A 15,199-nucleotide genomic window follows, 5' to 3' on the forward strand; every position below is an offset into this window, starting at 1 on the left:
TTAAGCGTATGAAAAACAAAATCACTAAATTAACAGCTTTTATTGCGATAATGCTACTCACCACCGCTACCTATGCTCAAGAGTTTCACTTAGGAGCAAAAGCTGGTGCTAACTTAGGTAAAGTAGAAGGTGTTGCCTATGATAAAAACTTTAAATTGGGCTATCAATTAGGTGGTTTCGTCGAATTCGATTTCAATGATAGCTGGGGGCTACAGGGTGAAGTACTTTTTAGTCAAACCAATACAGAGCTCCGCGATAGCTACCAATCTGTTTGGAACGACAAGTTCGAAAAGAAAAAAACACTGAACTACGTAAGTGTACCAGTACTCTTGAAATACAACCCTAACGGATTGATTTCACTACACGCAGGACCTCAATTTAGTTTCCTTGCCAACCGCGACCAAAGTACTTGGGAAAACGGAGAAAAGCTCTTTAAAGATACTGATTTTTCATTAGTAGCAGGAGCCGAAGTAAATTTAGGTCCTCTTTTTGCTTACGGTCGCTATGTATGGGGTTACAGTGATATTAGTAACGCCCTTAAAGAAAAAGCAACTACCCAACAAATACAATTGGGCGTAGGGGTACGTTTTTAGAAAATAGGAATATTAGTTAATTAGAAATAGGGTTTAAGTGATTTATAAATCACTTAAACCCTTTCTTATTTTTTAAAGAACCTTAATTACTCTTCACCTTAGATTCACCTTCCCTTCGTCATTTCTTTATCTGCCCGTGCGACTCGCACCGTCTTTTGTTCGTCTTTTGTTCGTCTTTTGTTCGTCTTTTGTTCGTCTTTTGTTCGTCTTTTGTTCGTTCATTGTTCGTCTTTTGTTCGTTCATTGTTCGTCTTTTGTTCGTTCATTGTTCGTCTTTTCTTCGTCTTTTCTTCGTCTTTTCATTATCTGCCCGTGCGGCTCGCACCGTCTTTCCTATAAGCTTTCTATAAGCTTCTCCCAAATTAACCATTAACCATTAACCATTAATCATTAAATAAGGCTTCCTATAAGCTCTCTAAATCTACATTATTTTATTCTCCCGTCCCCATTTGCTAATTGACTCATTTACTAATTTACTAATTTTATCTGTCTGTTGCGCTACGAGCTCACACTTTACCTTTTACCTTTTATCTTTTACCTTCAACAATTGGCATTATAGTATTAATTACGGATATAATAAATATTTCTTTCTCATCTCCTTAAACTGCTCTATATCCTTTTGCCACGATTGGCGTATTTCGTCTTCGGTCTTCCCTTCGCTTATTTGCTTCTTTAATATATCATTACCAGCAATCTTATTGAACGATGAAGTAAAGAAAGGTGTTTTCACTCCTTTGCCTTGCTCAAAAGCTTTTTTAAGCCAAGTGAGATTTAGTTTGTCCAAACGAGGTGTTTTTCTCAAGTCCTCACCGTAACATAGCTCACCATTAAACTTCGGATTCTTGTCGCCTGCATTAGGGTGTGGCGTAAAGCTAAAAGCCGTCTTATCAAAATAAGGAGAGCCATAAATCTGAAACTGCATATCGGTACCGCGCCCCATACTCACATTTGTCCCCTCAAAAAAACACAAACTTGGGTACAAGTTCACCGATACATCATTAGGTAAGTTAGGCGAAGGTTTTACCGGTAAGCTATAAGACGTTTGATGTGTATAATAGGCAAGAGGTATCACTTTAAGGTCAGCAGTAACGCCTGCTTGCAACCACTTTTCACCATTTATCATCTGAGCATATTCTCCAATAGTCATTCCATAAACCACGGGCACAGGGTGCATCCCAATAAAACTCTTAAAGGCAGGTTGCAACACCGCTCCATCAATGTAATGTGCATTAGGATTCGGACGGTCGAGTACTATTACAGGAATATGCTGTTCAGCACAAGCCTCCATCACATAATGCAAAGTAGAAATATAAGTGTAAAAGCGTACCCCTACATCTTGCAAATCAAAGAGTACAAGGTCTACACCTTTCAGTTGCTCAGCAGTAGGTTTTTTGTTTTTACCATAGAGCGATACAATAGGCAAGCCCGTTTTAGAGTCCTTGTCGTCTTTCACTACTTCACCCGCATCGGCTTCCCCTCTGAATCCGTGTTCAGGAGCAAAAACCTTGCTGATAGATACTTTCTTCTTTAATAACGTATCCACCAAATGCACATAATTCCCTTTTTCGGCTTTCACAATCCCAGTCTGATTCGTAACGATAGCTATATTTTTAGCGCGTAAATCCTTAATGTAAAGATACATTCGGTTAGCGCCCACCACCACTTCTTTCATCTGTTTTTCAGTATTTTGCACAGAAGCATTACCTTGTGTCTGTCCATTATTTTTGCACGATATAAGCGTACATAAGAAAAAAAGTGTAATTTTGGCACTTCTAAAAGGCATTATTGTTTTGAATGTTGAATATTTCATAGCAAAAAGAGTTATTTTTTCGAAAGGGGACAAAGGTACAATTTCTTCCCCAATTATCAAAATGGCAATAGCTGCCATTGCTGTGGGTATGGTGATGATGCTCATTGCCATTGCTACGGGTATTGGCTTGCAACGCAAGATTAGGGAGAAGTTGGTAGTCTTTCACGGGCACATTCAGATTTTTGATTATAGCAGTAATGCGTCACAAGTTACTACCAAACCTATTGCTATAAAACAAGATTTTTACCCTACTTTTTCAGCAGTACCCGAAGTTACCCATATTCAAGCAGTAGCTACCAAAGGTGGTATCATCCGTACTGAAACCACTTATGAATCGATTCTCGCTAAAGGTGTGGGGAAAGACTACAATTGGTCGCTTATTCGCGATTTTATTACCGAAGGGCGCACCCCTAATGTAGCGAGTGAAGAAGTAACCGATGAGGTGCTAATGTCTACCTATTTAGCCAACAGATTGCACCTAAAACTGGGCGACCGTTGCCAAGCTATCTTTTTAAAAGACGAAGCTGCCCAAGCTCCTAACCAACGTAGTTTTAAAATTGTAGGGCTTTACAATAGTGGCTTTCAAGAATTTGATGCGTCATACATCTTCACTGATATACGTCATATTCAGAAAATCAATAAATGGCAACCTGACCAAATAGGCAATTTCGAGCTTTTTATCAAAGATTTTGACCGTATAGAAGAAGTAGGCAAACAAGTGTACGGCAAGGTAGGTTCATTCCTCGATTCGCAAACTATCATTCAGAAGTTTCCTTTTATTTTCGAATGGCTTGGTATGTTCGATTTCAATATTTACCTCATCATCGGGATAATGATAGTTGTTGGTGGATTTAATATGATTACGGCTATTCTCGTGCTCATATTGGAGAAAACACCAATGATAGGTACTTTAAAGAGCTTAGGTGCCTCTGACCGCAGTATCCGCAAGATATTTTTGTATAATGCCACCTATATCATAGGCTTGGGACTCTTATGGGGGAATGTTTTAGGATTCTTATTGCTCTGGTTACAACAGCGTTACAGCCTTATCAAGTTAGACCCTGCCACCTATTACGTAACCGAAGTACCGATTGCTTTCACTCCTCTGTGGGTGTTATTGCTCAATATAGGCGTTTTGCTATTGTGCTTGCTGATGCTACTCATTCCTACCTATGTGATTACCAAAATATCACCTACTAAATCTATGAAGTTTGCGTAAATAATTTGAGATAGCGCAAAAGTGAGTGTATAATTATTTAAAATCTTTGTTTTATTCAAATAAAGAAGTACATTTGCCACAAATTAAAAAATGTGACTATATGAAAAGAAATATTAGCACTTTGGACAAGAATATCCGTTTGCTCATTATCGTTATCACTGCAATATTGGGTTATTTTAATGAGTTTTCTATTACCATTGCTTCCGTGTTATCAGGCGTTTCTATATTGCTTTTGGTAACCATTCTCATCAATTTCTCACCCATTTACGCACTTTTAGGTATCAGTACCTATAAGCCTAAAGAAAAATAATTATTATGACTTCTTTTTTAACGAAACTCCCTTTGTCTTTCCTTTTAAGAAAAACGAAGTAAAACGTTGGGTGAAACGCGTAGCCCAATCCGAAGGTAAAGAAGTGGGCAATATCAACTATATTTTTTGCGATGATGAGTATTTGCACAAAATAAATGTAGAGTACTTGCAACACGACACCCTTACCGATATCATCACCTTTGATTATTCTGAGGGAAAGGTACTCCATTCGGACATTTATATTTCGGTAGAACGCGTAAAGGAGAACGCTAACATCTTTAAAGTACCGTTCCAAAAAGAACTCTTGCGGGTATTGGCACACGGCTTGTTACATCTTTGTGGTTATAAGGATAAAACACCGGAAGACAGTGCGCTAATGCGCAACAAGGAAGAAGAAAAGATGAACCTTTTTACGGTTGTTTAGGAAGAGTAGATTTGAGCTTTATAGTAAAACTCGCTAAATAACCATAAATAAGCAAAAGTAAGATACCTATGTAGATACTATTGTCAAAAGCATAGAAATTTACAAATGAGAAAACAACACTCATTCCAAGGAAGATTTTTATCTTCCTTTTTTTGTAGGGTATCGGATAGTATTTTTGTCCGTAGTAATACGAAATAAACATCATCGCCCCATAAGTGATAAGAGTTGCTAACGCCGCCCCTTTATAACTGAGCCAAGGAATAAGCGCAAAATTGAACACTACTGTGATAGCCATTCCTACTAAAGATACGATAGCTCCAAAGCTGGTGCGGTCGGTTACTTTGTACCACACCGAAAGACTATGGTAAATACCTAAACATAGGTTAGCTAACAAGATGATAGGCACTATCCAAAGGGCTTCCCAATAAGCTTTGTTAGGTATCAAAATAAGTTTAAAAATATCGGTGAATACGGTAATAAAGAGCAAAATAAAGCCTCCACACACAATGAAATATTCAGTGATACGAGCATAAGTTTTAGGCGCATTCTTATCCTGTGCACTGCTGAAAAAGAAAGGTTCTATACCAAGTTTATAAGCAGTGACAAAAAGGTTCATAAATACCCCCATTTTGTAACAAGCAGAATAAATACCTATAGTTCCATCGGCAGTATCAGCGGGAAGGAGCATACGCAAGAACACTCGGTCAAAACCTTCATTTACCGCAAAAGCAATACCTGCCAATAATACAGGGAAAGCATAAACCATCATCTCTTTCCAAAGTCGATAATCAAAACGGAAATGTATTTTGAAATAGATGGGCAGTAAGACAATGAAAGTCGCTAAACTCGCTATTACGTTGGCTAAGAAGATATAATATACACCACCGTTGGTAGCAAGAGTTTCAGCAGGTAAATAGTTCAGGTAGTAAATGTTCAGAGCTAAATTCACTGCTGTATTCCCTATTTTAACAATAGCATAAAGTTTGGCTTTGCCTTTGTTCCTGAGCCACGCAAACGGAATGACCACTAAGGCATCGAGTACTAATATATAAATGGCAAAGACAATATACTGTACATCGTAGTTCAGCCAGGAGGCAATAAAGTGTCGCAATAAGTAGGCAATCAGCAGGAAAAACAAAGAGCTGAATGTAAGAGAAGTAAGCGCGGTAGATTGTACCTTCTTCTTCTGTTCGCCTTTATTCATAAAGCGGAAGAAAGCTGTTTCCATACCGTATGATAGCAGTACGTTCCCCAAGATAAGATAGACAAACAACCCTGAATAGATACCAAAATCGGCAGTATCGAGTTTATTCACGTACAACCTTGTGAGCAATAGGGTAAGCACACGAGGGAGTACAGTAGCAATGCCGTAGATAATGGTATCTTTAAAGAGTTTTTTCAACATAAGGCGTTTTTATTATCCAAATAGTTCTTGTATTGCATCTTCTATCTTGGCAACTTTTACAATCCTAATTTTAGTATTTTTAAGGGCTATTTTGTTATATTTTGATACAAAAATAGTGTTGAAGCCTAATTTCTCAGCTTCAGTAATGCGTTGCTCTACGCGTTGTACAGGGCGTATTTCACCGCCTAATCCTACTTCGCCGGCAAAACAGACGTCCTTTTCAATTGCTATATCTTCGTTAGATGATAGGATAGCCATCGCCACTCCTAAATCGGTTGCAGGGTCGTCGATAGTAATGCCTCCGGTAATATTTAGGAAGACGTCCTTAGCACCTAAGCGGAATCCTGCGCGTTTCTCAAGCACTGCCAAAAGCATATTGAGTCGTTTGGCATTGAAGCCCGTAGTACTGCGTTGTGGTGTACCATATACCGCTGTACTTACGAGTGCTTGTATTTCAATCATCAGCGGACGCATACCTTCCAAAGTGGCAGCTATGGAGGTACCGCTAATCGTCTCATCGGTTTTGGAAATGAGAATCTCCGAAGGATTATTTACCTCACGCAATCCGTTGCTAAGCATCTCGTAAATACCTAGTTCAGAAGTAGAGCCAAAGCGGTTTTTCAGTGAACGCAAGATACGGTACACGTGATTACGGTCGCCTTCAAACTGCAAAACCGTATCGACCATATGCTCTAATATCTTAGGTCCTGCTATTTGTCCGTCCTTAGTGATATGCCCAATGAGTATTACAGGAGTGTGAGTAGTTTTAGCAAACTTAATCAGTTCGGAGGTACATTCCCTAATTTGAGAAATGCTCCCTGCTGATGCCTCTATATAATCGGATTGAAGGGTTTGAATAGAGTCGATAATCACGATTTCGGGTAAGAGTTCTTTTATCTGTTGAAAGATATTTTGCGTCTTAGTTTCAGTGAGGATAAAGCAATTATCAAGCTTATGCGGAATGCGGTCGGCGCGCATTTTTATCTGTTTCTCACTTTCCTCCCCCGATACGTAGAGTGTACGATAAGGCAAGTTAAGAGCTATTTGTAGCAGTAGCGTACTCTTGCCTATCCCTGGTTCACCCCCTAAAAGAGTAACCGACCCCGGTACAATTCCACCACCCAAGACGTTATTCAATTCGTGGTTGTTGCTGTTGAGGCGCGCCTCCTGTTGTGTATCGATTTGCGAAATAGAAATATACTTAGGAGCTTTACTCTTGATAGGTGATTCTTTCTCTTGCCAAGCAGGAGCAGTGTCTTTCTGTACGACTTCTTCCACAATGGTATTCCACTGCTTGCAGACGTAACACTGTCCTTGCCATTTGCTGTATTGTGCTCCGCAATTCTGACAGAAATATGCTGTTTTTAGTTTTGCCATTTTTTAGGAGATTAGATGTTAGGAGGCACGAGCTACAAGCTCACGCCAGCATAGATTAGGTTTTAGCGTTAGATTATTTGGAAAAGCAAATTATCTATTGTTCATCGTTAATTGCAAAAGGTATTGCCCGTATTGGTTTTTGAGCATTGGTTTTGCTAACTCTTGCAACTTTTCAACGGTAATCCAACCCTTGCGATAGGCTATTTCTTCCAAACAAGAAATTTTGAGTCCTTGACGTTTCTCTAAGGTTTCTACGAAGTTTGATGCTTCACTAAGTGAATCGTGAGTACCCGTATCAAGCCAGGCAAAACCGCGCCCTAAGAGTTGTACTTTTAATTCGTCGTCGTTTAGAAACTCTTGATTCACCGTAGTAATCTCCAATTCACCTCGTGCTGAGGGTTTGATACTTTTGGCTACTTTCACTACTTTATTGGGGTAAAAATAAAGCCCTACTACCGCATAGTTAGATTTAGGCTGTGTGGGTTTTTCCTCAATGCTAAGCACATTTCCAGCGGTGTCAAACTCAGCTACTCCATAGCGTTCAGGGTCTTTTACGTAATAACCAAAGACAGTAGCTTTGCGTTCTTTCTTTACATTCTCTACCGCTTGAGCGAGCATTTTCGAGAAACTCTGTCCGTAGAAAATATTATCTCCTAATACCAGGCATACATCGTCATCGCCTATAAACTCTTCGCCTATGATAAAAGCTTGAGCCAAGCCATCGGGACTGGGTTGCTCGGCATAGCTAAGGCGAATACCGAAGTCGGAACCGTCACCTAAGAGGCGCTCAAAACCTGGTAAGTCCTGAGGAGTAGAAATTACCAATACCTCGCGAATACCCGAAAGCATCAGCACCGATAATGGGTAGTAAATCATTGGTTTATCGTAAATAGGGAGCAATTGTTTAGAAACTCCCTTAGTAATGGGGTAAAGGCGTGTACCTGAACCGCCTGCTAATATAATTCCTTTCATCGGTTGTTAGTTTTTTCAGACGTTAGTAATTACTGTAACTTTCATATTATATTGAGCATTGCCCAAAGTCGCTATACGACAAGCTATCAAAAAAAACTTTGGCAAAGGTACAGTATTTATTTGAAATTAGCAAATATGCTATTAATACCACAATGCCAATTGTTGAAGGTAAAAGATAAAAGATAAAAGATAAAAGGTAAAGTGTGAGCTCGTAGCGCAACAGACAGATAAAATTAGTAAATTAGTAAATGAGTCAATTAGCAAATGGGGACGGGAGAATAAAATAATGTAGATATAAAGAGCTTATAGGAGAGACGAACAAAAGACGAACAAAAGACGGTGCGAGCCGCACGGGCAGATAATGAAAAGACGAACAAAAGACGAACAAAGAACGAAGAAATGACGAAGAAATGACGAACAATGAACGAACAAATGAAAAAGAAAAAATGAAGGTAAGTTAAAGCTAAGATAGAAATAAAAAGAGGTTTATTAGTAGATTTCAACTTTGCCGAAGTTTGAAACTTTGGCAAAGTTCGTACATATAAACGAATAAATGACGGTGCGAGCCACACGGCAGATAGACAATGAACAAAGGAAAAGTAGAGACAAGGTGGTGAAAAAGTGGAGAGCAAACGGAGGAAAACGACTGGAAAAATTAATTAGAAAATAATTTTGGGTAAATGAAAATAAATTCCTACCTTTGCCAAATTAAGACATAAATAAGATTAAAGATTATGAAGAAATTACTAGCCTTAATAGCTTTTTTATGGGTAATAACTGCCTGTGAAAAATCAGGGGAAGATACGCCCCAAAATGCGCAAACTCAAATACCTTATGATTGGGATTTTTATTTGAAACCTTCTCGGTTATATGCAGTAAAAAATGAAAAAAATGCTGAGTTGAAAAAACTGTATTACCAAGTGTATGGTACGCCCTGCGGAGATTGGTATGATGGAATTAACCCAAACAGTAAGGATAGCGACCGCTACCTAAAGAATTTTGTTGAAGGTGCTGAACACGCTCGCAAAACGCCTATTGTGGTGATTTACGGTATCCCCAATCGCGATTGTGGGTCGTTCTCAGGAGGCGGACACCCTAATGCTACTTCTTACAGAGCGTGGATAGACCGTGTAAGTGCCATTATTGGACAACGCCGTGCAGTAGTAATTATCGAACCCGATGCTATTAACTACTGTGGACATAAAAAGGGCTCGGCTGAGTACAAAGAACGCGCTGATTTGCTCACTTATTGTGCAAGAAAGCTAAAAGAGAATAACCCTAATGTAGCGAGCTATATTCACGCTGGGAATTCTGATTTGGTCACAAAACACCCTGAAGCTGTTGCCAATGCCATTATAGATGGAGGCTTACAATATATGCGTGGTTTCGCACTGAATGTTTCGGGCTTAGGAGGCACTGCTGAAGAACAAGCAGGAGCCGAGAAATTTGTAACTTACTTAGCTTCTAAAGGTTTTGACAAAGTGCGTTACGTGATTGACACAGGGCGCAGTGGTATCAATAGACCTAAACACCAGAATGCAAATGCTCCTTATAACTCTTGTAATAACTTTAATGCAGCTTTAGGCCCGCGTAGCACTACCAAAACCACAGGTGCACACGCCGATGCTTATTTGTGGATTAACGGAGGAGGAGGCTCTGATGGTGAATGTAATATGGGAGCCCCAAAAGCGGGAAAGCCTTATCCTGAATATACGAGACACTTGGTGCAAAACGCTATGAGAGTGAAAAGTATAGAGATTTTGGAAGTACCTCAAAACTTAAAATAGTCGTAGTACGACAAGCAATTAGAAAATAACCTTTATCATTGCAAAGATAAGAATAATACAAATAAATAAGATTAAAGATTATGAATAAATTACTATCCTTAGTAGCTTTTTTATGGGTAATGACCGCCTGCGAAAAATCAGGGGAAGAGAGCAACCCCTCTACACAGACTCCAACAACACAAACCTCTACTACACAAACTCCTACTACTCAGACCCCTACTACACCTCCTATTACGCCTCCGGTTACTCCTCCTATTCCACCTAACCCACCACAAGGTAAAAAGCCGGTAGCTTATGACTGGGATTTTTACTTGGAGCCCTCTCGGTTAGACGTAGTAAAAAATGAAAAAAATGCCGAGTTGAAAAAGCTGTATTACCAAGTATATGGTACGCCCTGCGGAGGTTGGTATGACGGCGGTGTTAGTCCTGGTAGTGGTGGTAAAGAGAAAAATGACCGTTGGCTTAAAAACTTCGTTGAGGGAGCAGAACGCGCTCGCAAAACGCCTATTGTGGTGCTTTACGGTATCCCCAATCGCGATTGTGGGTCGTTTTCAAAAGGTGGACACCCTAATGCTGCTTCTTACAAAGAGTGGATAGACCGTGTAAGTGCCATTATTGGACAACGCCGGGCGGTGGTTATTATTGAGCCTGATGCCATTAACTACTGCGGTCACCCAAGAGGCTCAGCTAAATACAATGAGCGTGCTGAACTGCTTAGTTACGCCGCTGAAAAACTAAATAAGAACAACCCTAATGTAGCGAGCTATATTCACGCTGGGAATTCTGATTTGGTCACAAAACACCCTGAAGCTGTTGCCAATGCTATTATAGATGGAGGTTTAAAATATATGCGTGGTTTCGCACTGAATGTTTCGGGCTTAGGAGGCACTGCTGAAGAACAAGCAGGAGCAGAAAGATTTGTAACTTACTTAGCTTCTAAAGGTTTTAAAGATTTACATTACGTGATTGACACAGGGCGCAGTGGTATTAATAGACCTAAACACCAAAATGCAAATGCTCCTTATAACTCTTGCAATAACTTTAATGCAGCTTTAGGCCCGCGTAGCACTACCAAAACCACAGGTGCACACGCCGATGCTTATTTGTGGATTAACGGAGGAGGTGGCTCTGATGGTGAATGTAATATGGGAGCCCCCGCAGCGGGACTTCCTTATCCTGAATATACAAGACACTTGGTGCAAAACGCTATGAGAGTGAAAAGTATAGAGATTTTGGAAGTACCTCAAAACTTAAAATAGTCGTAACACGACAAGCAATTAGAAACTTTGGCAAAGTGTGTGAAGAGTCGTATCACGACAGAAGAGACATTTTATTTACATTGCCATTGGAAGTCTTCGACTTTAGATTGCATTTCGGGACGGTACTCATAGTGCCACCACTCTGAGAAAATAGATTTAAAGTTATATTTGTTGAGTACATCCTTCAACAACTTGCGATTCTCAAGTACCTTTTTAGGGAGGGTCGTGCAAGTGTGATGTGCTTTTTTACCAAAGAAATCAAAAGGAGTACCCATATCTAATTCCTTGCCTTGTGCATCTACAAGGGTAAGATCGACAGCAGCCCCGCGATTGTGTTTAGAACCTTTCGCGGGGTTTGCTACGTAGTGGGTACCTGGAAGTATCTTCCACATCTTTTTCTGTACCGAAAGCGGTCGGTAGCAGTCGAACAATTTAATGCGGTATCCCAACGATTTAAACTCTTCATTAGCTTTTACCAAAGCCTTTGCAGTACTCTTACGGAGATAACACTCACCACAATCATATACTGCTTGTTTGAGGAAATTATCGGGTGTGGCATATTTCATATCGAATACAAAGTCATTAGAAAGGCTTCTGAGAAGCACAAAATCATTCTGCTGCGCTAAAAGTGAGGACACTGATAATAATATAAAAAGTTGTAAGAGGTATTTCATAAGAGTGATTTTTGGCAAAAGTACAAAAAAACTTAAAAAAGGCTTGCTATATGTAACAAATTTACTACTTTTGTGCTATGATTCAGAAAACAGTACAAATACTCAACAAACGGGCGAAATTTGAATATGAAATCCTCGACAAATACACGGCGGGGATTGTGCTCGTGGGTACCGAGATAAAGTCTATCAGGTTAGGAAAGGCTTCTATAGCTGAGAGTTTTTGCGAGTTTAACGATAAAGGAGAGCTTTTCGTAATCAACTCTACCATTGAAGCATATGACTTTGGCACCTATTACAACCACCGCCCCAAAAGCGAACGCAAACTGCTTTTGCAGAAAAAAGAACTACGCAAACTCAATAAAGAAGTGAAAAATAGCGGGCTTACTATTGTACCACTTAAACTCTTTATTAACGAAAAAGGTTTGGCTAAAATGGATATAGCCTTAGTACGCGGTAAGAAATTGTACGATAAACGCGAAACTATTAAAGATCGTGATAACAAGAGAAACTTGGATAGGCTAATGAAGAAGTAAGTCCTCACCCCGTTCCCCTCTCCCAAGGAGAGGGACAAACTGTGAATTAATTATTAACAATTAATCATTAGATAAGTGTATAGAGATTTTAAAGAACTCCCCGATGATGCCCGTGTGTGGGTATACCAATGCAACCGTAGCTTTACAGAAGAAGAGCAAAAGCAACTGCATACACAATTAGAAGAATTTATAAACCACTGGATGGTGCACGGTAAGGATTTGCTATCATCATTTGAATTGCGCTATAACCGATTTATAGTTATAGGAGCATTACCCGATGCCCACGGTGTAGGAGGTTGTTCTCTTGATGCTTTAGCGCACTTTATTCAAGAGCTTGAAGCCCAATACAACGTTACATTGCTTGACCGTATGAATGTGAGTTACCGTCAAGGTGAACACATCGCCTATAAAAACCTTGCCGATTTCAAAAAAATGGTAAAAGAAAAAGCAGTATCGGCACAGACTATAGTGTTCAACAATTTGGTGAATACTAAAATAGAATACGAAGAGAATTGGGAAGTGCCTTTGGAAGACAGCTGGCACAACCGATTTTTATAGCGCGAGTTGTACAGGCAATAGAAGAAGTATGAACTTTGCCAAAGTTTCAGACTTTGGCAAAGTGTAGCGACGCAAATGCAATTTTAAGACTTTTCGGACAGCCTTTTTTATTGTTAATATATCTGTCCTCTTAGTAAGTCTTCCAAGGTTTCTGCCTTTCTGATAAGTTTAGCTTCCCCATTCTGCCACAATACTTCTGCTGGGCGCAAACGTGAATTGTAGTTGCTCGCCATAGTGTAGCAATAGGCACCTGCATTGTGAAAGCACAATATATCGCCCTCAGTAATCTCAGCTATTTGTCGGTTAGAGGCAAAAGTATCGGTCTCGCATATATACCCGACTACTGAATAGAAACGCTTCTTACCTTCGGGGTTAGAAATGTTTTCGATATAATGATTAGCCCCGTAGAACATTGGTCGGATAAGATGATTAAAACCAGAGTCGATGCCTGCAAATACGGTAGAAGTGGTTTGCTTTACTACATTTACCTTTACTAAAAAGTAGCCTGCTTCACTTACTAAAAACTTACCAGGTTCGAAAGCTAATATAAGGTCGCGACCGTACTCCTTGCAGAAATCAGCAAAGCGACTGCTGAGACGTTCGCCCAACTCTTCTATATTGGTTTGTATATCTCCCTCTTTATAAGGCACTTTAAAGCCACTACCAAAGTCGATAAATTGTAAATCCTTAAAGTGTTTAGCGGTTTCAAAGAGTATTTCGGCAGCGTATAGGAACACATCAATATCTAAAATATCACTACCTGTGTGCATATGAATACCGTTGATGTGCATTTTTGTATTCTCGACGATGCGCAAGATATGCGGTATTTGGTGAATGCTAATACCAAACTTACTATCGATATGTCCTACCGAAATATTGCTATTACCGCCTGCCATCACGTGTGGATTGATACGAATACACACGGGTATCTCAGGGTGTTGTGTGCCAAACTGTTCCAAGAACGAAAGATTATCGATGTTGAGCTGTACTCCTAAGCGCATAGCCTCCTCAATTTCGTCCATTGAGACACCATTAGGCGTAAAAATAATTTGCTGAGGGTCAAAACCTGCCAGCAATCCCAACTGTACTTCCTGAATAGAAACGGTATCGAGACCAGCACCTAAATCCTTCATCAATTTCAAAATAGAGATATTAGAAAGGGCTTTCATTGCATAGTTGATGCGCAACTTGGGTACTGAGGCAAAGGCATTGGTAAGTCGGTTATATTGAGAAGCAATCTTCTGGGCATCATATACATATACAGGGCTACCGTAAGTATGTGCTATGTTTAGTAAATCGTTTATTTTCATTGAATATACTGTTGTTTAAATGATTATAGGGCACAAAAGTACAAATAATTAGCAAAATGGCAAATAATACTAATAATACCAGGAATACCAGGAATGCCAATAATACCAAATTAATGACAAATGATGGTGTGAGCCACACAGGCGGGTGTGAGCCACACGGGCAGATAAAATTAGTAAATGAGTCAATTAGCAAATTAGCAAATGGGGGCGGGAGAATAAAATAATGTAGATGAAAGCCTTATTTAATGGTTAATGGTTAATGATTAATGGTTAATTTGGGAGAAGCTTATAGAGAGCTTATAGGAAAGACAAACAAAAGACGGTGCGAGCCGCACGGGCAAAGGAACGAATGACGAACAATGAACGAACAAAAGACGAACAAAAGACGAACAAAGAACGAAGAAAAGACGAACAAATGACGAACAATGAACGAAGAAAAGATAAAGCTAAGGTGGAAATAAGAAGAAGGTTATTAGTAGAATTCATACTGCAACGGCGAAGGGTATATGAATATGGGGTTGTTTTATGACTAAAAAGCAGTAGTTTTCAGATATATAAATAATAATCTCAACTTGATTAAACACCTGGAATACAGTATATAATAAATTAGTATACACAAAAACAGTCTGAAAAAAGAGAAAAAAGTTTTGCTGTTTCAAAAAATAGTTATACCTTTGCGCCCTGAATATAAATAACACATTAATAAATAGAGAAAAAATGGCAAGAGTTTGTGACTTAACAGGCAAAAAAGCATTGGTGGGCAATAACGTGTCACACGCAATGAACAAAACTAAACGTAAATTCAATGTAAACCTCCGTACAAAACGTTTCTTCATTCCAGAAGAGAATCGTTGGATTACCCTAAAAGTATCGGCAACTGCAATTAAAACTATTGACAAGAAAGGTATCTATGCAGTGCTTAAAGAAGTAGAACGTAACGGATATATTAACTAATTTAAAAGAATACT

17 protein-coding genes are annotated in these 15,199 nt (G+C 39.4%); 10 read left to right on the forward strand and 7 right to left on the reverse strand.

Annotation, left to right across the window (positions count from 1 at the left end):
• Positions 1 to 8 precede the first annotated feature (8 nt).
• Entirely contained in the window at positions 9 to 593 is a 585-nt protein-coding gene (locus tag AM608_RS03150) for a porin family protein (RefSeq protein ID WP_053580742.1), read from the forward strand.
• A 118-nt stretch (positions 594 to 711) separates the two neighbouring features.
• On the opposite strand, the gene AM608_RS12670 is transcribed toward AM608_RS03150, so the two are convergent.
• Complete coding sequence (locus AM608_RS12670) at positions 712 to 837, reverse strand: hypothetical protein (protein WP_256379119.1); 126 nt, start codon at positions 835 to 837, stop codon at positions 712 to 714.
• A 321-nt stretch (positions 838 to 1,158) separates the two neighbouring features.
• Positions 1,159 to 2,481, reverse strand: coding sequence for an exo-beta-N-acetylmuramidase NamZ domain-containing protein (locus AM608_RS03155; protein ID WP_053580743.1), 1,323 nt, complete (start codon positions 2,479 to 2,481; stop codon positions 1,159 to 1,161).
• Here AM608_RS03155 and AM608_RS03160 point away from each other — a divergent pair.
• The 3 genes from AM608_RS03160 to ybeY all read left to right on the forward strand — a co-directional run bounded on the left by AM608_RS03160 (position 2,465) and on the right by ybeY (position 4,356).
• On the forward strand, positions 2,465 to 3,622 hold the full coding sequence (locus tag AM608_RS03160) for an FtsX-like permease family protein (RefSeq protein ID WP_053580744.1): 1,158 nt from the start codon (positions 2,465 to 2,467) through the stop codon (positions 3,620 to 3,622). The genes AM608_RS03155 and AM608_RS03160 overlap by 17 nt on opposite strands.
• A 100-nt stretch (positions 3,623 to 3,722) precedes the next feature.
• Complete coding sequence (locus AM608_RS03165; protein WP_002672528.1) at positions 3,723 to 3,932, forward strand: DUF2892 domain-containing protein; 210 nt, start codon at positions 3,723 to 3,725, stop codon at positions 3,930 to 3,932.
• Positions 3,913 to 4,356, forward strand: a complete 444-nt coding sequence (gene ybeY / locus AM608_RS03170) for an rRNA maturation RNase YbeY (RefSeq protein WP_053580745.1) — start codon at positions 3,913 to 3,915, stop codon at positions 4,354 to 4,356. Before AM608_RS03165 ends, ybeY begins: the two co-directional genes overlap by 20 nt.
• Here ybeY and AM608_RS03175 read toward each other — a convergent pair.
• The 3 genes from AM608_RS03175 to rfbA all read right to left on the reverse strand — a co-directional run bounded on the left by AM608_RS03175 (position 4,343) and on the right by rfbA (position 8,110).
• Entirely contained in the window at positions 4,343 to 5,761 is a 1,419-nt protein-coding gene (locus tag AM608_RS03175; protein WP_053580746.1) for a lipopolysaccharide biosynthesis protein, read from the reverse strand. The genes ybeY and AM608_RS03175 overlap by 14 nt on opposite strands.
• A 12-nt stretch (positions 5,762 to 5,773) precedes the next feature.
• Positions 5,774 to 7,138 (reverse strand): DNA repair protein RadA, encoded by a 1,365-nt coding sequence (gene radA, locus AM608_RS03180; RefSeq protein ID WP_016479409.1) that lies wholly within the window; start codon positions 7,136 to 7,138, stop codon positions 5,774 to 5,776.
• Positions 7,139 to 7,228: 90 nt separating this feature from the next.
• On the reverse strand, positions 7,229 to 8,110 hold the full coding sequence (rfbA, locus tag AM608_RS03185) for a glucose-1-phosphate thymidylyltransferase RfbA (protein WP_053580747.1): 882 nt from the start codon (positions 8,108 to 8,110) through the stop codon (positions 7,229 to 7,231).
• Positions 8,111 to 8,844: 734 nt separating this feature from the next.
• Between rfbA and AM608_RS03190 the strand changes: the two genes are divergently transcribed.
• Together AM608_RS03190 and AM608_RS03195 are read left to right on the forward strand one after the other, a co-directional pair.
• The gene (locus tag AM608_RS03190) at positions 8,845 to 9,897 is read left to right on the forward strand and encodes a glycoside hydrolase family 6 protein (protein WP_053580748.1); all 1,053 of its coding nucleotides are present in this window, start codon (positions 8,845 to 8,847) and stop codon (positions 9,895 to 9,897) included.
• A gap of 80 nt (positions 9,898 to 9,977) precedes the next feature.
• Complete coding sequence (locus AM608_RS03195) at positions 9,978 to 11,156, forward strand: glycoside hydrolase family 6 protein (RefSeq protein ID WP_053580749.1); 1,179 nt, start codon at positions 9,978 to 9,980, stop codon at positions 11,154 to 11,156.
• Between the two features lie 71 nt (positions 11,157 to 11,227).
• On the opposite strand, the gene AM608_RS03200 is transcribed toward AM608_RS03195, so the two are convergent.
• Entirely contained in the window at positions 11,228 to 11,830 is a 603-nt protein-coding gene (locus AM608_RS03200) for a M15 family metallopeptidase (RefSeq protein ID WP_053580750.1), read from the reverse strand.
• A 77-nt stretch (positions 11,831 to 11,907) separates the two neighbouring features.
• Between AM608_RS03200 and smpB the strand changes: the two genes are divergently transcribed.
• Both smpB and AM608_RS03210 read left to right on the forward strand, forming a co-directional pair.
• Positions 11,908 to 12,363, forward strand: coding sequence for an SsrA-binding protein SmpB (smpB, locus tag AM608_RS03205; RefSeq protein WP_009417836.1), 456 nt, complete (start codon positions 11,908 to 11,910; stop codon positions 12,361 to 12,363).
• Between the two features lie 75 nt (positions 12,364 to 12,438).
• On the forward strand, positions 12,439 to 12,921 hold the full coding sequence (locus tag AM608_RS03210; RefSeq protein ID WP_009420010.1) for a hypothetical protein: 483 nt from the start codon (positions 12,439 to 12,441) through the stop codon (positions 12,919 to 12,921).
• 113 nt (positions 12,922 to 13,034) lie between these two features.
• Here AM608_RS03210 and lysA read toward each other — a convergent pair whose 3' ends face one another.
• The gene (gene lysA / locus AM608_RS03215; RefSeq protein ID WP_053580751.1) at positions 13,035 to 14,231 is read right to left on the reverse strand and encodes a diaminopimelate decarboxylase; all 1,197 of its coding nucleotides are present in this window, start codon (positions 14,229 to 14,231) and stop codon (positions 13,035 to 13,037) included.
• A gap of 322 nt (positions 14,232 to 14,553) precedes the next feature.
• On the opposite strand from lysA, the gene AM608_RS12000 reads away from it, so the two are divergent.
• Positions 14,554 to 14,760 carry a hypothetical protein gene (locus AM608_RS12000; RefSeq protein WP_053580752.1) on the forward strand — a complete coding sequence of 69 codons (207 nt, stop codon included), beginning with the start codon at positions 14,554 to 14,556 and terminating at the stop codon, positions 14,758 to 14,760.
• A gap of 188 nt (positions 14,761 to 14,948) precedes the next feature.
• Positions 14,949 to 15,185 carry a 50S ribosomal protein L28 gene (gene rpmB, locus AM608_RS03225; RefSeq protein WP_002672544.1) on the forward strand — a complete coding sequence of 79 codons (237 nt, stop codon included), beginning with the start codon at positions 14,949 to 14,951 and terminating at the stop codon, positions 15,183 to 15,185.
• The last annotated feature ends 14 nt before the right edge of the window (positions 15,186 to 15,199 follow it).

It is taken from the genome of Capnocytophaga sp. oral taxon 323, from assembly GCF_001278825.1.
Lineage (GTDB): Bacteria > Bacteroidota > Bacteroidia > Flavobacteriales > Flavobacteriaceae > Capnocytophaga > Capnocytophaga ochracea.